Origin of the sequence: Aquimarina sp. Aq78, assembly GCF_900299525.1 — a bacterium.
Taxonomy (GTDB): domain Bacteria; phylum Bacteroidota; class Bacteroidia; order Flavobacteriales; family Flavobacteriaceae; genus Aquimarina.
The window spans coordinates 75,109-98,172 of record NZ_OMKA01000002.1 but is presented as its reverse complement, the minus strand read 5'-3'; the positions used below and the strand labels follow the sequence as shown (position 1 = coordinate 98,172).

The window sequence follows — 23,064 nt, the reverse complement described above, 5'->3', positions numbered from 1 at the left end:
TGGTTTTAATGTGTATGATTTTTCTCAATACACTTCATATATTTCTTCAATAATTGCGTATAAATACCTATACTTTTTACTTCAAAAATTCTCTACCTTTAAACTACACAAAACGAACCAACTTCAATATTACTATGGATATCAACCAAACACTATCCAATCTTATTAAGAATGATAAAATCTGGGTTATCATTATTTCTTTGGTTATTATCATCTTGGGATTTAGTAACCTATTAGTGGCCCCAGCTATTGATTTTTTATCTGATGTAAATGGGGATATGATGCTAGGCCTTGGCGTTGCCATGGAATTAAAAAGTATAACTACAGGTATTGACCATTCGGGTATCCTCTTAGTGGGGGGACTGGCAATAGAGCTTTCTGATATTTTTACACGAGCAATCAATTATTTAACCTTTGCTAATATTGTAATCGCAGTTCAAACCATATTGGTAAATATGGGTAAATCATTACTGTTTAAATTACTTCCTGTGCTTTTTCTTATAGGTATATTCTTTGAAAAATATAAAAAAGTAGCTTTGAAATTACTTATTATAGCATTACTTATCAACCCGGGACTTTCTTTATACGTTAATGGAATACACTATGTGTCTGACACTATGGAACTGGATCTTGGTTCTTCATTACATGAGCACCTTTCATCTATCAAAAATAAATATGAAGCAAAGAGAAAACACATTAAATCAAAACAAGAAGCTCGAAAAGAAAGACAATTAGAGAAAGCTAAAGAAAAAGGTCATAAAAAAATAGGTCTCTTTAAAAAAGTTGAAGATGCAGTTGTTGATAAAGTTGAAGATGTTAGTGTGGATGTAGGAGAAGGGTTTTCTGAAGCTTTTGAAATTTTAAAAGAAGGTAAAAAAGAATTGATGAAACTTATTATAAATATGATTAGTAACCTCATTGTTCTTTTTCTTATTTTGCCGCTATTATATTTTTATATCATGAGTTTCTTACTCAAAAAGTTCTTTCATTTTTCTGGATTAAGTACAATCAAAGAAGCCCAAGAGGAAAATTTAAAAAAACTTGGCAAAGATTTTACCAATAATTCACAGTAATCTAAAACTTTATACAATCAAATACTCTTAAGACTTAACCAATAGAACCCATGAAAAAAATTACCATTCAACTTTTCGCACTATCGTTAGTACTATTTTCTTGTACAACAGACAAAAACAATTTGTGCAATTCAGAAAATCAAAGACTCGAAACAGACCCTTCTATTTTAGGAATGGATGTTTCTCATTTTCAAGGTGACATCAAATGGGATGACATTAAGAAAGACGGTGTTAATTTTGTTTATATAAAAGCCTCTGAAGGTGATGATTTTAAAGATCCAAAATTTAAAACAAACAGAGCAGCTGCAAAAAGTAAATGTATCTACAGAGGTGCTTATCATTTTTATGAAACCGGCTACGATCCCACAAAGCAAGCTCAAAATTTTATAGCAGCAGTTGGTAAATTAGAACCGGGAGATTTACCTCCTGTTTTAGATTTGGAAGAATTAGGGATTCAAGCCCCTGTGACCAAAAAAGAGTACCAAAAAAACACTTTACTCTGGTTACAAATCGTAGAAAAAGAATGGGGAGTGGCCCCAATTATATATTCTAATTTTTATTTTGGAATTAAATACCTTGATCATCCCGATTTTGCTAAATATAAATTATGGATTGCCGAGTATACCAAGAAAACTCCAAAAATTCCTAAAACCTGGAAAAATGAAGGCTGGATTATCTGGCAACGTACAGATCTTAAAGACTTAAAGGGAATCAAAGGTGACGTAGATTATGATCTATTTCATGGAAATGCTGAAGCGTTTAGGAAACTGTTAAAAAAATAATGCATCTCATCACGAAAGTGATTTAAGTGATATCGATGCAGCAATAACTTTACACAATCTTATCATATCCCTTCAAGCAAAAAACACTTATTATTTATATCTTATACCATCATTAATTCATTGAATATAAACTCTTAAAACCTTCAAAAATGAAAAGTATTCTAAATGTAAATGGGGTAAAAAAACTAAGTAAAGAGCTTCAAAAATCTATTAGTGGATCAGGACCAAATTGTTACCAAATGGGAGATCTATGTTGTCGAAATGGTTTTTGCGGCATTGGAGAATGCAACGGTAGATTCTGTATGTGGGGATAAAACATACCCTGGTGACTTTAAATAAAAGTTACCAGGGTTATTTATAGTACTATCAAATTGCTTAATAGCTTAATAATTCGTCTATCTTCTCTTTTACCTTTTCTGTAGAAGGGATCATTGTTTGCTCAAGTGTACTGTTTAAAGGAATAGCTGGCATATTTTCTGATCCAATAGTCATCACAGGAGCATCCAGATATCTAAAACATTCTTCCTGGATTTTACCCGATAATGCTCTTGCAAAAGAATTATTGGTTGGCTCTTCGGTTACTACAAGGCATTTCTTTGTTTTCTTTACCGACTCCATAATGGTTTCTTCGTCTAGAGGGTACAATGTGCGCAAATCAATCACCTCGACTACATCTTTCATATCTTTTGTAGCATTAAGTGCCCAATGCACTCCCATACCATAGGTTACGATAGTCATAGTTTCTTTTTCGTCTTGTGGCCATATACGCTGTACAACATTAGCTTTCCCAAAAGGTAAAATATAATCTTCTGATGGCTCTATAGTTCTGGCGGCATCAGTTCCTTTTACCTTTGACCAATACAGTCCTTTGTGTTCCAAAATAACTACAGGATTTGGATCGTAATACGCAGCTTTCATTAGTCCTTTTAAATCTGCCCCATTACTTGGATACGCAATCTTGATTCCACGGATATTGGTAACTACAGATTCAACAGAAGAGGAGTGATAAGGTCCTCCACTACCATATGCTCCAATCGGAACCCGAAGAATCATCGATACCGGCCATTTTCCATTAGACAAATAACATGACCTACTCACCTCTGTAAATAATTGGTTTAATCCCGGCCAGATATAATCTGCAAACTGTACTTCTACAATGGGTTTTAATCCAACTGCAGACATTCCCACAGTAGAACCTACAATAAAAGCTTCCTGGATAGGAGTATTAAACACACGCTCATCTCCAAATTTTTGCGCCAGCGTAGCCGCTTCTCTAAATACACCTCCTAATCTTCCTCCTACATCCTGGCCATATAGTAAACACTCTTTGTGCTCTCTCATTAATTCTTCTACAGCGAACAGAGCACAATCTACCATCACCACTTCTTCTTTATCTGCAGGAGATCGTTCTCCTTTCTCTTCTGTAATTGGTGTGGGTGCAAAATCATGAGTAAAAAGGTCTTCTGGTTTTGGATCTTCAGCCTTCATTGCTTCTTCCAAATCTTTGGCTACTACTGCTTTTGCTTCTGCTTCGATAGTCAACACTTCATCTTCTGTAAAACCAGATGAAAGTAATTGGTTTCTTAATACCGGATATGGATCACGAGAGCGAGCCTCTTCTAGATCATCACGATACCATTCCATTCGTACTCCCGAAGTATGATGATTTAATAACGGTACCCTAGCATGTACCAGAATCGGTCTTCTTTCTTCTCTAATTGTTTTGATTACCTCTTGTATCGCTAGATAACTTTCGGTAAAATTAGCTCCATCGATAGAAATAGCTTCTAATCCATTAAATCCTGCCGCATATTCAAAAGCACTTTGCGCACGTGTTTCTTCTGCATTAGCCGAAATATCCCATCCATTATCCTGTACCAGATACAAAATAGGTAATTGCTTTAAAGCAGCCATCTGAAAAGCTTCTGCAATCTCCCCTTCTGTTACCGAAGCATCTCCTAAAGAGCAAACTACCAGAGGTAGCTTTGTTATCTCACTCTTGCCGGAATCGTTTCCAGAAATATGATCTATCCCTACTAATTCTTTGTATTGCATCCCTAATGCTACTCCCGTTGCAGGTATAGCCTGCATTCCTGTTGCCGATGATTGATGTGGGATTTTTGGCTTATCCTCATCACGTAAACTAGGGTGTGAATAATACGTTCTACCTCCAGAAAATGGATCATCCTTTTTAGCCAACAATTGTAACATCAAATCATAAGGTCGCATTCCGATTCCTAATAACATGGCATCATCACGATAATACGGAAACGCATAATCCTGAGGCAATAATTGCATTGCCGTAGCTATTTGGATTGCTTCATGCCCTCTTGAGGTTGCATGTACATATTTAGAAACAGTTTTGAAATTTTCTTCATACAACTCGGTCATCGACTTAGCCTTACAAAGTGTCATGAACGCTTTTTGTAATGCTTCTTTTGCTATGGTCTTTTCTGCTAACATTTCTTTTTTTGATTTTTGAATTACTAATAATTGTAATTCCGAATTCTTCATTTATCAATCTCAGGTCAGGTTGTGCCGGTCAAAATCTTTTTTAAACCTCATGAGTAAAGCCATTCCTATAGGCATTGTCCCAGATTTATTGAAGGGCTCAATATGACAAAACTTTTATCTTACTTTCTCTCTAACAGGTACGGGTATAATCCAACCATGTTTATCTTCTCTTTTCTGAACTTTAATCTCATCCAAAGTATCCTTCATATCCTGGCTTACAGGGTTTGTATTGGGTAATGTGATCAATTCTTCATTATATCCAATAGCTTCTACCATAGCAATAGCAACTGCTGTTCCTGTTCCAAAAGCTTCTTCTAATTTTCCTTCTTTCGAATATGTAATAACCTCATCGATCGTAATCGGGCGTTCTTCTACTTCAAAACCTTTATCTTTAAGTAAAGTGATCACACTATCCCGTGTAATTCCTTTTAAAATAGATCCATTGGTTTTCGGCGTAATAAACTTACCATCTACTTTAAAAAAGATATTCATCGTTCCTACTTCCTGGATATATTTATGTTCATTGGCATCCAGCCACAATACTTGGTCATATCCTTTGGCTTTGGCTTTTTCGGTTGGTAGAATCGCCGCTGCATAATTTCCTGCAGCTTTTGCTTCCCCTGTTCCTCCATCTGCCGCTCTTATATATTCGGTTTCAGCATATAATCTGATTTTTTTAGTAAAGAACGGACCTGCAGGAGAACAGATTACAATAAACTTATAACTTGATGCTGCTCGCATCCCGATAAAAGGTTCATCTGCATACATAAATGGGCGTAAATACAATGCGCTTCCTTCTTGTGGTGGTATCCATCCATGCTCTATTCCTACAATTTGTTTTACTGCCTCTACAAAAAGTTCTTCGGGTACAGAAGGCATTCCCATTCTGGCTGCACTATGATTAAATCGTTTTGCATTTTCTTCTGGTCTAAATAACAACGGAGTATTATCATTACCTACTGTTGCTTTCATTCCTTCAAAAATTGCTTGCCCATAATGCAAAGCCATTGCTGCAGGATGTGTAGGAATTAATGCTAATGGTTCGATTCGTGGGTTTTGCCAAGCTCCATCTTCATAATCACAGATAAACATATGATCGGTAAAGGCTTTTCCCAAAGGAATATTATCAAAATCAATATCCTTTAATTTTGAATCTGAGGTTGTTGTAATTTTGATTTTTTGCTCCATTATTATTGTTTTGGGCACATCCCAGTGGGTCGGGCTATTCGCGCTACATGGTAGCCAGCTTCTATCCCTTGTGCATTTATTATTATATTTCTCTATTTATATCAAAAGCTTCCAATTCATCACCTACTTTACGTAAAAATGATCCTCCTAAAAACCCATCTACTACTCTATGATCAAAAGACAAGGATAAATACATCATACTTCTAATTGCAATTTCATCTCCTTTTTCTGTAGTAATTACTTCGGGTCTTTTCTTAATAATCCCTAAAGCAAGAATAGCAACTTCGGGTTGATTAATAATTGGTGTTCCCATTAAACTTCCAAAGGTTCCTACATTAGAAATAGTAAAAGTACTTCCCTGTATTTCGTCTGGTTTTAAGGCATTATTTCTTGCACTATTAGCCAGGTGGTTTACACGTTTGGCTAATCCAAGTAAGTTTTTCTCATCAGCATTTTTAACTACCGGAACGATTAAATTACCATTAGGCAGTGCAGTTGCCATACCAACATTAATATCGTTATGTACCACAATCTTCTTGTCATCCACAGAAACATTAATCATCGGGTATTCCTGAATTGCCTTAGCAACGGCTTCTACAAAAATTGGAGTGAATGTTAATTTCTCTCCATGTTTTTCCTTAAACTTTACCTTTACTTCATTTCTCCAATTCACAATGTTAGTTACATCAACTTCAATATAACTGGTTACGTGAGGTGAGGTATGTTTAGAATACACCATATGATCTGCGATCATTTTTCGCATACGATCCATTTCTACAATACGATCTTTTCCTTCTACAAACGAGATTGGAGGTGCATTGTAAGTTGATTTTGGCGCTTGTGGTTGTGGTCTGCTTGGTAAAGGATATTTTCTATTTTTTAGGTAATGCATCACATCACTCTTACGTATACGACCATCTACTCCTGTACCTGCAATACTCTGTAGTTCTTCTACAGTTATATTTTCTTTTTGAGCAATACTAATGATCAAAGGAGATAAGAAACCATCGTTTTCTCCTGTGTTTAGAGTTTTGAACTCAGAATTATTTGCTTTTCTTGATTCAGAATTAGCCAATGGTTTCTGAGTTTTTTGTGATTTTTCAGTCGTTTTTGACTTTTCAGGTTTTTGGCTCAGTGTTACAGATTTTGCATCTGCATCAATTACGGCAATTACCTGTCCTATTTCTACTACCTCATTAGGTTGGTAACGTATTTCTGTAATCACTCCATTACAAGGAGAAGGAACCTCAGAATCTACCTTATCTGTAGCTACTTCTAAAATCGTCTCATCCTCTTCTACTGTATCACCTACATTCTTTAACCAGTTAAGAATGGTAGCCTCTGATATACTTTCACCCATTTTGGGCATTTTTAATTCTACTGTCGACATCTTGGTTAACTAATGTTTGTTAGTTTATTATTTGTAATATATTAATTTTATTCGTTTATGTTACATTCAACTTGTTGAAGACTTTTTTATATCCTCATTGATTACATTTCAACAAGCTTGGTGTGACATTCGTAATTATCTATTTTCGCTTAAACTCTTCCAGCGTTTTATAAAATGCTTCTTGTTTAGTTCTATCTTTCGGAACCTCTCTTAAAGGTTCTACTTCTTTAAGTGACTCATAACAATCTGCAGGTAATTGTTGATACAACTTTGTTCCTTTTGTTTTCCAGTATATCATTTCATCACTCACTTCTTTAATTACCTTCGCTGGATTACCAACAATCAAACTTCGTTTTGGAAAAGCAGTATTTGCTTTCACAAAAGACATTGCCCCCACTATACATTCATCTCCAATTTCTGCATCATCCATAATCACAGTATTCATCCCTATTAAGCAATTACGGCCCAAATTTGCTCCATGAATCACTGCTCCGTGTCCTACATGTGCACTTTCTTTGAGCACAATAGATTTACCCGGAAACATATGTACAGTACAATTTTCTTGCACATTAACTCCATCTTCAAGGATAATCTCTCCCCAATCTCCACGTATCGCGGCTCCTGGTCCGATGTAACAGTTTTTACCAATAATCACATTACCAGTTACTGCTGCTAATGGATGCACAAAACTACTTTCGTGTACTACGGGTATATATCCTTTAAAGCTGTAAATCATGAAAATATCTGATATTGAATGTTAAATATCGAACCTGGAAATCAAACTATTATCTAATTAAATCAAACTTCAATATTCGGTGTTCTTCTATTTAATATTCTGTGTTCTATTTAAATCGTTTCAATGTTTCTTTTGTAAAGTCACTTAGTACCAATCTTCCGCTAATTACCGCTCTATCTGCCAAAAGTGTATCCCAATCCTCTGTTCCTTTCCAAAATGCTTGTTTCATATCCTTCATTGCCTCTGGATTGTATGTACATAAATGTTCTGCAAAAGCTTTTACTTCAGCATCTAATGTTTCTACATCTTCAAAAACTTTGGTAAATAATCCTTTATCTCTAGCCCACTCTGCATCATAAAATGAATTGGCATCAATCGCTATTTGTGTCATTGCAGATAACCCTATTTTACGTTCTACTGCAGGTCCTACTACAAATGGTCCTATACCTACATTAAGTTCACTTAATTTTATGGAAGCATATTTTGTCGCCATACAATAGTCGGTTGCAGAAGCTAATCCAACTCCACCACCAACAGTTTTTCCTTGTACTCGCCCAATAATAAATTTTGGACATTTTCGCATAGCATTGATCACGTTGGCAAAGCCAGAGAAAAATACTTTTCCGGTTTCGGCATCATTAATATTGATCAATTCTTTAAAACTGGCTCCGGCACAAAACGTTCTGTCTCTTCCACTTTTTAATACAATTACCTTGATGTCATCATTATTACCAGCATCAGTAATTGTTTGAGCAAGCTTAGCCAAAATATCTCCTGGCAAAGAGTTATGAGCAGGATGAAAAAACTCAATGGTTCCTACCTGGTTTTCTATGTTTATGTTTACGTATGGTTGTGTCATTATCTGCGTTCCCGCGTAGGCGGGAATCTTATTATTTTAATTCTACATTATTTTTAAAATACTCGGTCAAATTTTCAGTCAAGTCAATCCAACTTATATTATCTTTTTCAATCAATTTTATTTTCCATTCCCGCTTCTATTTTTTCATTTGCTTTTCCCGGGTGTACGCTTCTTCTTTTGTCTTATAATTTTCATAATACACCAACTTCTCCAGATTATATCTTGCTGAAAATGTTCTCGGATGTATTTTATTTCTGTGTTGGCGTATTCTTCTTTTCAAATCTTTAGTCACTCCTATATAGAGAACTCCGTTAGGTTTATTTGTTATGATATATACACTCCAAATTATCATTTACATTTAATTATAAGATTCTCATCCCTTCATAATTTAGATTCCCGTCTTCACGGGAATTTTGATCAATTTAACCTAATAGATTAAATTGATCAAAATGATGGTTTAAATGTTTTCTTTCTAACAAATACCATTCATATTTGTTCAACTCTCCGAAAACAATATTTTTTAGTATTGCATCTGGATTTTCCTTAAAATATGTTTTATACACTTCTCTTTCTTCGTTCAACTTTGTTACAGCTGTTTCAAGATCAGGATGTCTTAGATCTTCTAACTCTCCTTTTTTAAGTAATGGAAAGTCTGTGTTTTTAGGAAAAGCTTCATAATTATATAAACTATTATGTACTTTATCCAGAATCTTCTCTGGCGTTGCAATCTCAAAATCCTGAATTTCTCCAGAAGCAATTTTGTATGTATACTCCAGATGTTCAACCATATGTTGGGGTGTCATGATTCCCCATTTTGGTTTAGCATCTGTGGTTAGCTTATATAAGCATTCTTTAATTTTTGCTTCAGTCATTTCTACAAGAGAGGTTTGTTTTTTCTGCACCATCGTTAAAATGGTAGCAATAGCTACTAACTCGTCTTCAGCATCAAAAACCTCTACAAACCATTTTACAATTCCGCTAGGGTGCTCTGCACTTGCAACATCACGATCTACTTTTTCTTTACAGGTTAGTCTAACATATACCGTGTCATTATGATAGATCGGTCTTAAAAATCTACATTCTTCTAATCCATAATTCGCTGCTACCGGACCTTTATTAGGATATACAAACAAACCTGCTGCTGCTGCAAGGATAAAATATCCGTGGGCGGTACGTTTTTCAAAAATACTTCCGTCTAAGGATGTTATATCTGTATGCGCATAGAAGTGATCCCAGGTAAGATTTGCAAAACCAATGATATCTGTATCAGTTACTGTACGTTTATGAGTTTTTAGTGACATCCCCGGCTCAATATCCTCCCAATGATACGAGAACGGATGATTCTCTGATTCTTTATATGCAGAATTAGCCTGATATATACCTGTTACTTCTGTAAGTGTGGTTGGTGTTCCCTGGATGGCACAGCGTTGCATAAAATGCTTGATTCCTCGCATTCCTCCCATTTCTTCACCACCACCGGCACGTCCCGGGCCTCCATGCGTAAGCAACGGTAACGGCGAACCATGACCAGTGCTCTGTTTTGCATTTTCTCGATTACCAACTAGGATACGACCATGATGAGAAGCTGCTTCTACTATATATTTTTTGGCTATTTTATCATCGTATGTAAAAATAGAAGATACCAATGATCCTTTACCCATTTGAGATAATGTAATAGCATCTTCAAGGGTATCATAAGGCATAATGGTTGCTACCGGGCCGAACGCTTCAATAGTGTGAGCATTTGTATTTTTGAATGGGTGATCTTCTCTCATCAAAATCGGACTCACGAATGCTCCTTTTTGAGCATCAGCTCCAACTGTTTCAAGTTTATCTAAATCACCATATACCATCTGAGCAGTTTTGGCTATTTCGGAGATATTATTCTTAAAACTTTCTACTTGTTGCTGGCTTGCCAAAGCACCCATTCGTACTTCTTTTAACCTTGGATCTCCAACAGTAACCTTATCTAATTGTTGCCCTAAAGCAATCTGCACATCTTCGATAAGATCAGAAGGTACTATAATCCTACGTATGGCGGTACATTTCTGACCGCATTTCACAGTCATTTCTTTTCTAACTTCTTTGACAAACAAGTCAAACTCTGGTGTACCTGGTACAGCATCTTTTCCTAACACCGAAGCATTTAATGAATCTGCTTCCATAGTAAAAGGAACAGATTCTTCTACTAATCTTGGATGCGCTTTCAGCATTCTTCCTGTATGTGCAGAACCTGTAAAAGTTACTACATCCTGAGATTCTACGGTGTCCAGAATAGTTTTTGTCATTCCACTAAGGAGTTGCAATGCTCCTACTGGCAATATTCCTGAATCTATAATTACTCGCACTACTGCTTCAGTTAAATATGCGGTTTGTGGTCCTGGTAGTACTACTGCAGGAACTCCTGCCATCCAATTAACTGCACACTTCTCTAACATTCCCCAAATAGGGAAATTAAAAGCGTTGATATGTACTGCAACTCCTCGTTTAGGCACCAAAATATGATGTGCCATAAATCGTCCGCCTTTAGACAAATCTATAGGATCTCCTTCTACATGATAAGGTTGATTAGGAAATAGTTTTCGTAATGATGCATTGGCAAAAAGATTACCAAAACCTCCTTCGATATCGATCCAACTATCCACTCGGGTTGCTCCCGTACGGTAGCTTAGTTCATAAAACTCTTCTTTACGTTTGGTGAGATATAATGCTAGTTTTTTAAGCATATTACCACGTTGTTGAAAAGTCATTTTTCGAAGAATTTCTCCTCCTTTGGTTCTTCCGTATTGTAATACCTCGGGGATATCTAATCCTTCTGTTGAAGACATACCGATAACTTCACCTGTTACGGCATCGTGCATTACGATTCCATCTCCAGAACCCGAAGTCCATTTTCCGTTTATGTAGCTTTCTAGTTTTTTCATAAATCAGATATTTGTATTTTCAATTACACAAGCATACCCTTGACCTACTCCCACGCACATTGTAATTAGAGCATATCGTTTATTTTGTTGTTGTAATTCTAAAGCTGCAGAGTATGCAATCCTAGCACCAGTCACTCCTAATGGGTGTCCTATTGCAATAGACCCTCCGTTAGGGTTTATTCTAGAATCGTCATCTGCTAATCCCCATTCTCGTATACATGCCAATGCTTGTGAAGCAAAAGCTTCATTAAGTTCTATAACATCAATATCATCCATCGTAATTCCCGCTTTCTCTAACGCTTTATTAGATGCCTGAACAGGACCAATTCCCATAATTCTGGGTTCTACTCCCACTACTGCAGAACTTACTATTCTGGCCAGTGGTTTTAAGTTATATTTTTTTACTGCATCTTCTGATGCTATAATAGTAGCTGCTGCTCCATCGTTTAGCCCTGAAGAGTTTCCTGCAGTTACACTTCCTTCTTTTTTAAAAGCCGGGCGTAATTTTGCTAACACCTCTTTGGTAGTTGTTGGTTTTACAAACTCGTCATCAGAAAACAGGATTGGGTCTTTTTTACGTTGTGGAATTTCGACTGTAGTAATTTCTTTAGCTAGTCTCCCAGATTTCTGAGCATTGGTCGCTTTCATCTGACTCCAATACGCAAAAGTATCCTGATCTTCTCTTGAGATATTATATTTCTCTACCAGATTCTCTGCAGTATTTCCCATACCATCTGTACCATATAGCTCATGCATTTTTTGGTTTACAAATCGCCATCCAAAACTAGAATCATACATTTTAGAATCATTACCATAGGCTGATGATGGTTTTGCAATTACATATGGGCCACGTGTCATATTCTCTACTCCTCCCGAAATAAACAGATCACCATCTCCTGCTTTTATTGCTCTATTTGCATGGATTATTGCAGACAGTCCCGAACTACATAAACGATTTACCGTTTCTCCCGGAACAGTAAAAGGTAACCCCGCTAATAATGCTGCCATTCTGGCTACATTACGATTATCTTCACCGGCTTGATTAGCACATCCCAAAATGACATCATCATAGGCTCCTTTTGGAATATTTGGATTATTTTCTACTAACTTTTCTATTACCAAAGCTCCTAAATCATCAGTTCTCACTGCCGATAATGTTCCTTTATAACTTCCTATAGGAGTACGGATTCCGTCTATTATATATGCTTCTTTCAAAAGTTTAAATTTTAAATGTTAAATCATAAATTCTAAAGTGTAATCTGATGTATCCGGATCACTTCTACATTTATCATTTTACGGTTTTATATTTTAAATTCTATTTTGCTTCAATTAGAGATTCCAACCTATAGTTTATTCTGTACTAAGTCAAAGGGTCGGAATAACAAAACTGTTCACTTATACAGTAAACGGTTTTACTCTTAATATTTATTCTTCCCAGTCTTTACTGGTTCTGTATACTACTCCTTTAAAAAGTGCAACGATATCATTTTCTCTTTTAACTTCTACAATATTAAAACCTACTTTGGTCTTAGTAATATCAACTGTAGCTTCTGCTGTTAAATAATCTCCCTCTTCCAAAGCTTCGATATGATTGATCGAGGTTTCTATAGATACTGCATATTTACCATGAGTATTTGCCGAAAAACCAAAAGCTGTATCTGCCAAGCTATAAGATATTCCTCCGTGAGCTTTATTCATGCTATTCAACATTTCTTTCCTAATCGTCATCCCTACTTTACATCTTCCTTTTTCGACTTCGATAATTTCGATACCTAACCATTGGCTAAAAGCATCTTGAGATAACATCTTATGAGGAATTCTTTCTGATTTTATCATACGGGTAGATTAATTATCTGCAACTAGTTTTTTATTAAAAAAAGTTCGATTCTCTCTCACCATTTTTCTTAATATCGGGCTACATCGATATCGATCTTCGTGATATTCGTTATAAAGATTGTCTAACATATTGACACACCAATCTATTCCTTTTTCATCTGCCCAGGTTAACAATCCTTTTGGATAATTTACTCCTTTGGTCATTGCAATATCGATATCTTCTGCCGAGGCAATATTCCAGAACAGTGCATCTGCTGCTTCATTGATCAACATCACCAATACTCTATCAAAGATATATTGCGCCAGTACTTTATCTTCTTTAGGGCTTTGCTTTATTGCATTTTCACCATATTCATAATACCCTTTACCTGATTTTCTTCCCAGATATCCTGCTTCAGATAATCTCTTTTGTGTAAAAGAAGGTTTGTATCGGGGATCATAGTAAAATGCTTCAAACACAGTTTCTGTAACCGTATAATTGATATCGTTTCCTATAAAATCCATTAACTCAAAAGGCCCCATTCTAAACCCTCCCAAAGTTTTTAAACTCCAATCTATAGTAGCTACATCTGCCAAGCCTTCTTCATAAATACGTAAAGATTCTCCATAAAAAGGCCGTGCTACACGATTCACAATAAATCCAGGAGTATCCTTAGCTAAGGCTACTATTTTCTTCCAATCTTTGATGATACTCACTACTTTATCAGTAACCTGAGTTGACGTTTGTACTGCAGGAATTACCTCAACCAATTTCATTAACGGAGCTGGATTAAAAAAATGAATACCTATACATCGCTCTGGTTTTTGTAATGAAGATGCTATGGATGCTATAGATAAAGAAGAGGTATTGGATGCGATAATTGTATTTTCAGAAACGTATGTTTCTAATTCTGAAAACACTTTCTTTTTAATATCCAGGTTCTCTAAAATAGCTTCGATTGTGAGATCTGCATCTTTAAGGTCTTTTAAAGCATCAACATAAGAAATATTACCTTGAATACGTGTTTTCTCTACTTGATCAATCCTTCCTTTTTCAATTAAGCGGGAAAGAATTTTTTCTAAAGCTTGTTTACTTCTATCTAACGCTTCCTGTTTCGTGTCAAATACTTTTACTTTACAACCAGAAGTAGCTGCTACCTGAGCGATACCACTTCCCATTGTTCCTGATCCTATTACTCCAACAATCATAATTAATTTCGAATATCGAATGTTAAATATCAAATACTGAAATATTTATTTTCAGTAAGCCGATTAGCATTCATTACTTATTTTTATTTTGCGATGTTCGAATACTGGATACAAAAATCGCTATGAGTTCATTATTTTCTTTTATAATTAATTCTAACTTATCAATATCTATAACTTGATTCGTTCCTTTTTGAATTTTCAAGTTCACAAGTGATTCTCTTAACTCTTTTAAACATATTTTCATTTTATGAAGGAAATCCCTCGGTGACTCAGCACTTTGAGCTTCTCCATAATTTAATGCAGCAGAAGTTGAAGAACGTATTAATTGTTTAGATAAATGTTGAGAAGCAAAATTATCTTCTGATTTTCCAAAAACTAGAATAACATCAATTGAAAATTTAATCAATCTTTCTTCTAAATCGTATTTATAGTTTTTCACACTTAAAACTTTAGTATTCGATATTCTTTTATTCGTTATTGGATATTTCTACTTATTTACCTTTAAATATTGGTTTTCTTTTTTCAATGAACGAATTTACCCCTTCTGCATAATCTTCGCTTTCAGCAGATTCTATCTGTAGATCTGACTCCATTGTTAATTGCTCTTCAAGCGTATTTACCAAAGACTGATTTAGTAATCTTTTGGTCAACCCCAATGCTTTGGTAGGCATTAGTGCTAGTTTTGAAGTTAATTTAACAGCCTCTTCTTCAAAAGCTTCGACTTCAACCATTTTATAAACCATTCCTAATTGCTCTGCTTCTTTTGCACTCACTTTATCACCTAACATCATTAAGGCAGAAGCTTTTTGGAAGCCAATCAATCTAGGTAGAAAAAAGGTTCCTGCGCTATCCGGAATTAATCCGATTTTACTAAATGCCTGGATAAAACTTGCAGCTTCTGAAACTATAACGATGTCACATGCCAATGCAATATTAGCTCCTGCTCCTGCAGCGACTCCGTTTACGGCTGCCACAATAGGTTTTTCGATAGTTCTTATCCTGCGAATTATTGGATTGTAATGTTCTTCTAATATTTTTCTAAAACCTGGATTCAACTCGGGAGAAGTCACTTCTTTAAGATCCTGGCCAGCACAAAATGCTTTTCCGTTACCAGTAAGCATAATAGCTCTTACTTCATCATTAGTATTACACTCATCTAATGTTTTCTGTAACAACAAGGCCATTTCTCTATTGAAACTATTAAAAGTTTCTGGACGGTTTAACGTTATTTTCGCTATTCCATTATCAATGTGCAATTGGATTGAAGGCATATTTAGTTCTCTATTTTGAAATGTGGATTATAAATTATTCCGATACTATTATTCCATGGGCATTTTACTGACGCCACTACTATTTCTCCTCCTACATTTGTTGGTTTCTCATGTTCTGTAGCTCCTAAATCAAGTAATCTTTGATATGTTGCATCAATCTTTTCTACACCCCAATATGAAAGCACACCATCTGATTTTGCTTCTGAAGAGGTTTCTTCCGGGAGTAATCCAAGCTCATATCCCCCTATATTGAATCCCACGTAAAAAGGTTCATCAAAATAAGGCTTTGTATTAAATGCTTCTGAATACCACTTCTTGGCTTTATCCAGATCACTAACTTTATATATTGTTGTTCTTAATCCGAGCATCATTATTTGAGACATTTGAAATAATCAAAAGGTTCTAAGCAATCATTACATTGAAACAGTGCTTTACACGCTGTTGAACCAAATTGACTTATCATTTTTGTATTTGTTGAGCCACATTGGGTACACTTTACTATTTTTTTACCTCCAAGTAATGCTTCTTTATCAGCTTTCTCGTTTAAAGGTGCAGCAATCCCATATTTTTCTAGCGCTTCTCTACCATTTGGAGTAATCCAATCGGTAGTCCATGCTGGTGATAAAACCAAAGTAACTTTGGCTTCTATATTTTCTTTTGCAAAAGCAGTAATAATATCGTCTCCTATCACATCCATCGCGGGGCAACCGCTATACGTTGGAGTAATTGTAACCTGAGCAATAGTTTCTATCATTTGAGCAGAGCGAACGACTCCCATATCCATAATAGACAATACCGGAATTTCGGGATCATGAACTTTTTCCAAAATTGGAATCAGTGTTGGATCGATATGTTTCTCTAATTCTATTGTCATAATAAATATTAAATATCGAATATTTAACACCAAAGGTTGAAGTTTTATTTCTCTTCATCATTCAATATTCTAAACTCAGTATTCTATATTATTTTACCACTTCATGTTAGGATAGGTACGTTGCATATATTGCAAATCTGAAAGTAAATACCCCATATGTTCACTATGAATACCTTGTTTACCACCTTTCTGAAACCATTTTGTTTCTGGTATGGTAATAGTAGCTTCTTCAAATACCTCACTAATTCTTTGATTGTATTTTTCTCGCAAAGCTTCAGTATTAACTCCAACTCCATTTTCTACAGCAATCTTATCATCGTCTGTCATATGGAATAGTTCATCTGTAAACTTCCATAAGTCATCAACAGCTTCCTGAACTTTTTGATGGCTTTCTTCTGTACCATCTCCTAATCTTTTCATCCAATCAGAAGAAAATCTTTGATGATAACTCACTTCTTTAATTCCTTTCTTTGCAATTGCTGCTAATGTTTCATCACCACTATTTTGCAATTCTTCTAATAATAGTAAATGAAAAGCATCATAGAAGAACTGTCTTGTAATCACATATCCAAAGTGTTTGTTTGGTTGCTCAACAAGAAGTACGTTTTTGTATTGTCTTTCTATTCTCAAAAAAGCAATATCATCTTCAGTCTTCCCTTCTCCAGAAAGCTGAGCCACGTATTGATAATAGCTTCGTGTTTGGCCTAATAAATCCAATGCCATATTAGTCATTGCAATATCTGTTTCCAGATTTGGTCCATGACCACACAATTCTGACAATCGTTGACCGAGGATCAAAGCATTATCTGCTACACCGTAGATATATTGTATTTTATTTTCGTTTTTCATAATACAGCCCATAAAATGGGTATCTTATTTAAATAACTTTGATTTCAAATAGTTAAGCCTCCTGTATTCACAGGAATTGTAATTCTTGCAGTTGCAGAAATCACATATGCTTTACTTCATCGGGTAATGTATAAAACGTTGGGTGTCTATACACTTTATCCTGAGCGGGTTCAAATAATTCTCCGTTATTTTCGGGGTTTGATGCTGTAATATGTTTAGATTCTACTACCCATATACTTACTCCTTCATTTCTTCGCGTATATACATCTCTGGCATTTTCTAAAGCCATTTCTGCATCGGCTGCATGAATACTACCGAAATGACGATGTTCTAAACCATTTTTACTTCTTACAAATACTTCCCAAAGTGGCCAGTTATTTTTCATAATCATGAATTTTGAATTCTGAATTCAGAATTATTATATTGCTTTTTTAAGCTTTTTATCTTCTTGTTTTTTGGCATAAGCCATAGCTGCGTCTCTTACCCATTCTCCTTTTTCCCAGGCATTAACTCTAGCTGTCATACGTTCTTTGTTACATGGACCATGGCCTTTTACTACTTGCCAGAATTCGTCCCAATCTATTTCTCCAAAATCGTAGCTTCCTTTTTCTTCATTCCATTTTAAATCGGGATCCGGAATAGTGAGTCCTATTAAATCTGCTTGCGGAACAGTTTGATCGATAAACTGCTGACGTAATTCATCATTAGTTTTTCTCTTTAATTTCCACTTCATTGATTGAGCAGTATGCACAGATTCTGCATCTGTAGGTCCCAGCATCATCAACGATGGCCACCACCATCTATTTAACGCATCTTGTGCCATTTCTTTCTGTTCTGGAGTACCATTCGCCAATGTAATCATTATTTCATATCCTTGACGCTGATGAAAACTCTCTTCTTTACATACACGTACCATAGCTCTTGCATAAGGCCCATAAGAAGTACTACACAGTGGCACTTGATTAATAATTGCTGCACCGTCTACCAGCCAGCCAATTGCTCCCATATCTGCCCAAGTGACTGTAGGGTAATTAAATATACTAGAGTATTTTGCTTTACCTGTATGCAATTGTTCGTATAGTTCTTCTCTAGAAATCCCTAAAGTCTCACATGCACTATATAGGTATAATCCATGCCCGGCCTCATCCTGAACTTTAGCTATTAAAGCTACTTTACGCCTTAAGGAAGGTGCACGAGTAATCCAGTTTCCTTCTGGGAGCATTCCAATAATTTCGGAATGTGCATGCTGAGAAATTTGCCGAATATGAGTTTTCCGGTATTTTTCTGGCATCCAATCTTTAGGTTCAATCTTTTCATCTCTAGCAATTTTCTGCTCAAAGATTTCTTCTAGACTTCGACTCTGCTCCATCCCTTGGTTTTTTATTTCTTTTTCGCTCATAACACTTGAGTTTTATACATCAAAATCAACCACTACTTTTTCTGTGGTAGGAACAGCCTGGCAAGATAATACTAAACCTTTAGCAACCTCATCTTCTTCTAGTGCATAGTTTACCTTCATTTCTACTGCTCCTTCAACAACTTTACATTTACAAGTACTGCACACTCCACCTTTACAAGCAAAAGGCAAATCTGCTCCAGAGGCCAATGCTCCATCTAATATATTATCGTGATCATCATCCATTGCAAAGTGAAACTCTTTTCCACCATCTATAATAGTAACCTCGGTTCCATCAAATTTATGATCAACTACCTCTGCTGCTTTTTTCTTATCTTCTTCAGAAACACCTGAAAAGAAAAGTTCATAATGAATTTTCTCTTTTGATAATCCTGCATTGACCAACCCGTCTCTAATTAAAAAGATCATTTCTTCAGGGCCGCAGACAAAGCATTCATCTACATTGGATATATCAATTACTTTATCAGTAAGTTCTTGTATCTTTTCTTCTGTAAATCGCCCATTAAGCAATGGTATATCCCGCTGTTCTTTTGTTAAAAAATAAAATATCTCTACTCTGCCAAAATACTTATTTCTAAGCACTTCTATCTCTTCTTTAAAGATAATGGATTTCGCATTCCGATTCAAGTAAAAGAGCTTGAAAGTACTTTCTGGTTCAGAAGCAAGGTGAGTTTTTAATATGGATAATATAGGTGTAATACCACTTCCTGCTGCAAAAACAATATAGTTTTTAGCTTTTGACGGGGCTACTTCAACAAAAAAGTTTCCCATAGGAGGCATTACTTCTATAACATCTCCTTCTTTAAGTACGTCATTTGCAAAGTTAGAAAATAATCCCTGATCAATTCGTTTAACTGCCACTTGCCATTTATTTTCGACAGGGCTTGAACACAAGGAATAAGAGCGTCTTACCTCTTCATCATTTATAGATGTTTTTAGAGTAAGATGCTGACCTTGCTTAAACAAAAATGCACTCCTAAGCTCTTCTGGTATATCAAAAGTAATAGATGTACAATCCTTAGTTTCTTTAGTTAACTCAGAAACGCGAATAGAATAAAAATCAGTCATATCTTAATTTAACTATATAGTTATAGCTAAACAAAACTAACAATTGTTAGTTTGATACACAAATAATTATTTGTTAATTTTATGACTACCCTTAAATATTGATCATGCTACCCCTTTAAGCAGTACCGATATCATATCGCGTTTCAAGATATCAGAATCGATCTCTTTTTGTTCGGGATACCACAAATACAATGTTCTTAAGGTAGAAAGTGTAGAAAAAACCATAATTTCCACATTATAGGGTTTAATCTCTCCTTTTTCCAACCCTTTCTTTACGATATCCCTAAAATTATCTTCATACTCTTCTCGCATTTTCTCAAAGTATTGCAGGTTACTCTCTTCAAGATGCATCCAATCATTATTAAGTGAAGCCAGACCATCTGCATTTCGTAAAGTCACATCTATATGCAAGTCAATAATATTTTCCAGTTTTTGGATTGTATTTTCATCAGAAGTTACAATTTTATTCATCCCCACAGTAAATTCTTCTGCAAGTCCAATTATGATAGTAGACAATATTTCTTGTTTTGACTGAATATGATTATACAGACTTGCAGCTTTAATCCCCATAGCTTTTGCCAAATCTCTCATAGTCACTGCGCTATATCCTTTTTCTTTAAAAAGAATAGCCGCTGCATTTATAATTTCCTGTTTTCTGCTTTCGGGTCTCATCTGTTTCTATTTATCATTTTTATTGGTCAGATAAAATTCACATAGTAATCATTTTCGACAAGCTCACCTAATAAAGTGAAGCTAGTATGAAAAGCCTTAACTATATTTATTTCATTGTAGGTATTTTGTTTTCCACTCAAAAATAAATTTTAATCTCATATAACCCATATTTTTGCGACCAAAAACAATGATTACGATGAATTTATGTTATAAATAATACTATATTAACCATAAAAAGAATCTAGACTTATGAAATCCTTAATGATCATTTTGTTTTTCGTGGCATTTTCAAACACAAATAGTTGTGCAAACAAAAATAATGCAGCAGTCAAAAATCAGGAAAAAGAAAGTCAGGTTACTAAAAAGGCAACTTTTTTCATCACTCTTCTTAACGGGAAAGATGTTTCTGAGAGGAAATTACACATCACTTTTGATGAAGAACAAAGCTCTGCTTATGGCCACGCTGGCTGTAATACGTTTTCGTCGAAGTATACTGAAGAAAACGGAACTATTTCTTTTAGCTTTCCTATTGCAACAAAAATGTATTGCGAAAAAAATGCAGCAATAGAAAAAGAATTTTTCAAAACTCTTGTTGAAGTTAAAACCAGAATCCTGAAAGAAGATTCTCTAATTCTAAAAGACGGTAACAATAAAGAGTTATTCTCTGGTGTAAGATCCAAAGAATAACTCTTTAAATATTATTATTCTATATCTAGAATTGCTTACTTACAATTACTTTTTTAGTAAAAGAAGTGCCATCAGATGTGTTTTTAACATAAATAAAATACATTCCTGTTGATTTATCTGACATATCAATTTGCCCTTTTTCCTCAGACAATTTCCCAGAACCGACAACCATTCCAGAGATATTATAAAGATAATATTCTAATTTTCCCTCTACTGTATTAGTAATACTAATTATAGCTTCTGACGCATTAAAAGAAACGGCTAACACTTTTTCTTCTTCTGGTTCAGGCTCAATTGGTGGTGGAGGTGGTGGAGGTGGTGGGTTACCATCATTTTCTTGAGAAAGCATATCTAATGTTTCTCTTCCAGTATTATCAGAATCTAACCAATTAGAAAGTCTGTTAGAATCTGAGTTACCAAAACTCCACGAAACATTAAACCTACCATAAAAATCTGAAAGATCATTATCATTTGTTCCCGAACAAGCGGCTCCTCCTCCTGCAAGTTGCCCTACTATTCTACCACTTGGGTTAAAAAGAGCAGAACCAGAAGATCCTCCTTCTGTAACTCCAAGATCCCAATCTGTTACTTGCCAGGAATCAACAGGATCGGTTAAACCTCCTATGCCAGTTTTTATTTGTGTTAGTGCTGTATTTTCTCTACACACCTTCATTATATCTCCGCTAGGATGGTGAATCCCTATTGCAAAATTTGCTGCTATATCTCTTCGATCCCAACCTGCCCATTCTAAATCCCAGGATTCATCTAAACCTCCATCTAAATTCAACAGTTTGAAATCAGATTCTACATTAGCAGCTAATCGTGTAGCACCACTCGTTGTTTGGTTTACTGCAGCATCTGTACTACCTGTAGTTGTCGCACAAGAAGGATTAGGACTAATCCAATTGAAACGGAATGCCCACGTAGATTCACTACCAGCATTACAATGATTAGCTGTCAAAAAATATGGTGCTTTATCATTCTTCGTATTATTAATTAATGTCCCTGTACATACAAAACCTTGCATAATCACAAAAGCTACTGCATGTTTTAATCTATCTTTTAATTCATCAAAATCCTCTCCAACAGGGCATTCTACATCTTGATTACAATCCCCAGAATCACCTAGATTTTTGCTTTGAATTTGAGTATTTGTAATTGAGCGATATCCATGAATTACTTTAGCAATGTTTAATTGTCCCTTACCAACAACAGAAGCAGGTTCAAAATATTCTATCCAAACATTATCTCCTTCTACCATCCAAGTACCTAGCATCTGGTCTGGTCTGTTAAAGATATTTGTATATGCACCCAAAAGATCAGATTTATCTCTATTATATAGATGCACAGTAGCTCCTCTAGGTATTTTATAGGTATCAAAAATGAAATTTAATGTCTTGGCACCTTTAGATATAATATTAATACGCCATATTCTATCTCCATTAGGTAATTCGTCCCATACTCCAGAATTTTTAAGACCTAAGTTTACTTTAAGTTCATAACCAAATCTCCATGGTCTTGATTTATCTAAATCATTCTTGGCATCTTCAGCTTCAATTTTAGCCAAATCAAAATTTTTCATAAGCATCGGAACTATGCTTTTTTTCTCCTGCATACCCCAACTTACTGGTTCACTATATGTAACCTGGGCATTTATACCTAATGTAAATAATAATAATCCTAATACTATCAGCTTAATTCTCACAACCATTTATTTTTTTAATTGATAAAACAAA

At 35.2% G+C, this 23,064-nt stretch carries 24 protein-coding genes; 4 read left to right on the top strand and 20 right to left on the bottom strand.

Translation table 11 applies throughout. The features are described from left to right. Positions 1 to 134 precede the first annotated feature (134 nt). From DG435_RS04875 to DG435_RS25435, 3 genes are all read left to right on the top strand, one after another. Positions 135 to 1,073, top strand: a complete 939-nt coding sequence (locus DG435_RS04875) for a hypothetical protein (protein WP_106792009.1) — start codon at positions 135 to 137, stop codon at positions 1,071 to 1,073. Between the two features lie 50 nt (positions 1,074 to 1,123). Beyond that, on the top strand, positions 1,124 to 1,855 hold the full coding sequence (locus tag DG435_RS04870) for a glycoside hydrolase family 25 protein (RefSeq protein ID WP_106792010.1): 732 nt from the start codon (positions 1,124 to 1,126) through the stop codon (positions 1,853 to 1,855). Positions 1,856 to 2,004: 149 nt separating this feature from the next. After that, positions 2,005 to 2,169, top strand: coding sequence for a hypothetical protein (locus DG435_RS25435; protein ID WP_159025524.1), 165 nt, complete (start codon positions 2,005 to 2,007; stop codon positions 2,167 to 2,169). A gap of 61 nt (positions 2,170 to 2,230) precedes the next feature. Here the strand turns inward: DG435_RS25435 and DG435_RS04865 are convergent, their stop codons facing one another. From DG435_RS04865 to DG435_RS04775, 19 genes are all read right to left on the bottom strand, one after another. Then, a complete protein-coding gene (locus DG435_RS04865) occupies positions 2,231 to 4,318 on the bottom strand; it encodes a thiamine pyrophosphate-dependent enzyme (protein ID WP_106792084.1) in 2,088 nt (695 codons plus the stop codon). Positions 4,319 to 4,483: 165 nt separating this feature from the next. Continuing rightward, the gene (locus DG435_RS04860; protein WP_106792011.1) at positions 4,484 to 5,557 is read right to left on the bottom strand and encodes a branched-chain amino acid aminotransferase; all 1,074 of its coding nucleotides are present in this window, start codon (positions 5,555 to 5,557) and stop codon (positions 4,484 to 4,486) included. 82 nt (positions 5,558 to 5,639) lie between these two features. After that, positions 5,640 to 6,947, bottom strand: coding sequence for a dihydrolipoamide acetyltransferase family protein (locus tag DG435_RS04855; protein WP_106792012.1), 1,308 nt, complete (start codon positions 6,945 to 6,947; stop codon positions 5,640 to 5,642). Between the two features lie 139 nt (positions 6,948 to 7,086). After that, positions 7,087 to 7,683 (bottom strand): transferase hexapeptide repeat family protein, encoded by a 597-nt coding sequence (locus DG435_RS04850; RefSeq protein WP_106792013.1) that lies wholly within the window; start codon positions 7,681 to 7,683, stop codon positions 7,087 to 7,089. Positions 7,684 to 7,789: 106 nt separating this feature from the next. Continuing rightward, the gene (locus DG435_RS04845; RefSeq protein WP_106792014.1) at positions 7,790 to 8,542 is read right to left on the bottom strand and encodes an enoyl-CoA hydratase/isomerase family protein; all 753 of its coding nucleotides are present in this window, start codon (positions 8,540 to 8,542) and stop codon (positions 7,790 to 7,792) included. A 136-nt stretch (positions 8,543 to 8,678) separates the two neighbouring features. Further along, positions 8,679 to 8,894 (bottom strand): GIY-YIG nuclease family protein, encoded by a 216-nt coding sequence (locus DG435_RS04840; RefSeq protein WP_106792015.1) that lies wholly within the window; start codon positions 8,892 to 8,894, stop codon positions 8,679 to 8,681. A 70-nt stretch (positions 8,895 to 8,964) separates the two neighbouring features. Next, the gene (gene paaZ / locus DG435_RS04835; protein WP_106792016.1) at positions 8,965 to 11,466 is read right to left on the bottom strand and encodes a phenylacetic acid degradation bifunctional protein PaaZ; all 2,502 of its coding nucleotides are present in this window, start codon (positions 11,464 to 11,466) and stop codon (positions 8,965 to 8,967) included. 3 nt (positions 11,467 to 11,469) lie between these two features. Next, positions 11,470 to 12,681 carry a 3-oxoadipyl-CoA thiolase gene (pcaF, locus tag DG435_RS04830; protein WP_106792017.1) on the bottom strand — a complete coding sequence of 404 codons (1,212 nt, stop codon included), beginning with the start codon at positions 12,679 to 12,681 and terminating at the stop codon, positions 11,470 to 11,472. A gap of 210 nt (positions 12,682 to 12,891) precedes the next feature. Continuing rightward, positions 12,892 to 13,302: a PaaI family thioesterase gene (locus DG435_RS04825; protein ID WP_199852655.1), complete on the bottom strand. Its 411-nt coding sequence runs from the start codon at positions 13,300 to 13,302 to the stop codon at positions 12,892 to 12,894. A gap of 9 nt (positions 13,303 to 13,311) precedes the next feature. Then, a complete protein-coding gene (locus DG435_RS04820; RefSeq protein WP_106792018.1) occupies positions 13,312 to 14,490 on the bottom strand; it encodes a 3-hydroxyacyl-CoA dehydrogenase NAD-binding domain-containing protein in 1,179 nt (392 codons plus the stop codon). A 73-nt stretch (positions 14,491 to 14,563) separates the two neighbouring features. Further along, entirely contained in the window at positions 14,564 to 14,929 is a 366-nt protein-coding gene (locus tag DG435_RS04815) for a four helix bundle protein (RefSeq protein WP_106792019.1), read from the bottom strand. A 52-nt stretch (positions 14,930 to 14,981) separates the two neighbouring features. After that, entirely contained in the window at positions 14,982 to 15,761 is a 780-nt protein-coding gene (locus DG435_RS04810; RefSeq protein ID WP_106792020.1) for an enoyl-CoA hydratase-related protein, read from the bottom strand. Between the two features lie 2 nt (positions 15,762 to 15,763). Then, on the bottom strand, positions 15,764 to 16,132 hold the full coding sequence (locus tag DG435_RS04805; protein ID WP_035093485.1) for a VOC family protein: 369 nt from the start codon (positions 16,130 to 16,132) through the stop codon (positions 15,764 to 15,766). Continuing rightward, entirely contained in the window at positions 16,132 to 16,635 is a 504-nt protein-coding gene (gene paaD / locus DG435_RS04800) for a 1,2-phenylacetyl-CoA epoxidase subunit PaaD (protein ID WP_106792022.1), read from the bottom strand. The genes DG435_RS04805 and paaD overlap by 1 nt, the downstream gene beginning before the upstream one ends. A gap of 93 nt (positions 16,636 to 16,728) precedes the next feature. Then, positions 16,729 to 17,484 carry a 1,2-phenylacetyl-CoA epoxidase subunit PaaC gene (gene paaC, locus DG435_RS04795; protein WP_106792086.1) on the bottom strand — a complete coding sequence of 252 codons (756 nt, stop codon included), beginning with the start codon at positions 17,482 to 17,484 and terminating at the stop codon, positions 16,729 to 16,731. Between the two features lie 100 nt (positions 17,485 to 17,584). Next, positions 17,585 to 17,869 (bottom strand): 1,2-phenylacetyl-CoA epoxidase subunit PaaB, encoded by a 285-nt coding sequence (paaB, locus tag DG435_RS04790; protein WP_025667674.1) that lies wholly within the window; start codon positions 17,867 to 17,869, stop codon positions 17,585 to 17,587. Between the two features lie 33 nt (positions 17,870 to 17,902). Further along, on the bottom strand, positions 17,903 to 18,883 hold the full coding sequence (paaA, locus tag DG435_RS04785) for a 1,2-phenylacetyl-CoA epoxidase subunit PaaA (RefSeq protein WP_106792023.1): 981 nt from the start codon (positions 18,881 to 18,883) through the stop codon (positions 17,903 to 17,905). A gap of 12 nt (positions 18,884 to 18,895) precedes the next feature. Continuing rightward, the gene (gene paaE, locus DG435_RS04780) at positions 18,896 to 19,969 is read right to left on the bottom strand and encodes a 1,2-phenylacetyl-CoA epoxidase subunit PaaE (protein ID WP_106792024.1); all 1,074 of its coding nucleotides are present in this window, start codon (positions 19,967 to 19,969) and stop codon (positions 18,896 to 18,898) included. Between the two features lie 102 nt (positions 19,970 to 20,071). Continuing rightward, positions 20,072 to 20,641: a TetR/AcrR family transcriptional regulator gene (locus DG435_RS04775; RefSeq protein ID WP_024772715.1), complete on the bottom strand. Its 570-nt coding sequence runs from the start codon at positions 20,639 to 20,641 to the stop codon at positions 20,072 to 20,074. A 249-nt stretch (positions 20,642 to 20,890) separates the two neighbouring features. On the opposite strand from DG435_RS04775, the gene DG435_RS04770 reads away from it, so the two are divergent. Then, entirely contained in the window at positions 20,891 to 21,328 is a 438-nt protein-coding gene (locus tag DG435_RS04770; RefSeq protein ID WP_106792025.1) for an META domain-containing protein, read from the top strand. Between the two features lie 25 nt (positions 21,329 to 21,353). Here the strand turns inward: DG435_RS04770 and DG435_RS04765 are convergent, their stop codons facing one another. After that, positions 21,354 to 23,033 (bottom strand): T9SS type A sorting domain-containing protein, encoded by a 1,680-nt coding sequence (locus tag DG435_RS04765; protein WP_159025525.1) that lies wholly within the window; start codon positions 23,031 to 23,033, stop codon positions 21,354 to 21,356. Positions 23,034 to 23,064: the final 31 nt, after the last annotated feature.

Coding starts and splice junctions, on each gene's coding strand:
- DG435_RS04865 (WP_106792084.1), bottom strand. CDS start 4,318: ATGTTAGCAGAAAAGACCATAGCAAAAGAAGCATTACAAAAAGCGTTC.
- DG435_RS04770 (WP_106792025.1), top strand. CDS start 20,891: ATGAAATCCTTAATGATCATTTTGTTTTTCGTGGCATTTTCAAACACA.
- DG435_RS04845 (WP_106792014.1), bottom strand. CDS start 8,542: ATGACACAACCATACGTAAACATAAACATAGAAAACCAGGTAGGAACC.
- DG435_RS04805 (WP_035093485.1), bottom strand. CDS start 16,132: ATGATGCTCGGATTAAGAACAACAATATATAAAGTTAGTGATCTGGAT.
- DG435_RS04820 (WP_106792018.1), bottom strand. CDS start 14,490: ATGATTGTTGGAGTAATAGGATCAGGAACAATGGGAAGTGGTATCGCT.
- DG435_RS04825 (WP_199852655.1), bottom strand. CDS start 13,302: ATGATAAAATCAGAAAGAATTCCTCATAAGATGTTATCTCAAGATGCT.
- DG435_RS04850 (WP_106792013.1), bottom strand. CDS start 7,683: ATGATTTACAGCTTTAAAGGATATATACCCGTAGTACACGAAAGTAGT.
- DG435_RS04840 (WP_106792015.1), bottom strand. CDS start 8,894: ATGATAATTTGGAGTGTATATATCATAACAAATAAACCTAACGGAGTT.
- paaB (WP_025667674.1), bottom strand. CDS start 17,869: ATGAAAAATAACTGGCCACTTTGGGAAGTATTTGTAAGAAGTAAAAAT.
- DG435_RS04855 (WP_106792012.1), bottom strand. CDS start 6,947: ATGTCGACAGTAGAATTAAAAATGCCCAAAATGGGTGAAAGTATATCA.
- DG435_RS04870 (WP_106792010.1), top strand. CDS start 1,124: ATGAAAAAAATTACCATTCAACTTTTCGCACTATCGTTAGTACTATTT.
- paaZ (WP_106792016.1), bottom strand. CDS start 11,466: ATGAAAAAACTAGAAAGCTACATAAACGGAAAATGGACTTCGGGTTCT.
- DG435_RS25435 (WP_159025524.1), top strand. CDS start 2,005: ATGAAAAGTATTCTAAATGTAAATGGGGTAAAAAAACTAAGTAAAGAG.
- paaA (WP_106792023.1), bottom strand. CDS start 18,883: ATGAGCGAAAAAGAAATAAAAAACCAAGGGATGGAGCAGAGTCGAAGT.
- paaC (WP_106792086.1), bottom strand. CDS start 17,484: ATGAAAAACGAAAATAAAATACAATATATCTACGGTGTAGCAGATAAT.
- paaD (WP_106792022.1), bottom strand. CDS start 16,635: ATGACAATAGAATTAGAGAAACATATCGATCCAACACTGATTCCAATT.
- paaE (WP_106792024.1), bottom strand. CDS start 19,969: ATGACTGATTTTTATTCTATTCGCGTTTCTGAGTTAACTAAAGAAACT.
- DG435_RS04810 (WP_106792020.1), bottom strand. CDS start 15,761: ATGCCTTCAATCCAATTGCACATTGATAATGGAATAGCGAAAATAACG.
- DG435_RS04860 (WP_106792011.1), bottom strand. CDS start 5,557: ATGGAGCAAAAAATCAAAATTACAACAACCTCAGATTCAAAATTAAAG.
- DG435_RS04775 (WP_024772715.1), bottom strand. CDS start 20,641: ATGAGACCCGAAAGCAGAAAACAGGAAATTATAAATGCAGCGGCTATT.
- DG435_RS04875 (WP_106792009.1), top strand. CDS start 135: ATGGATATCAACCAAACACTATCCAATCTTATTAAGAATGATAAAATC.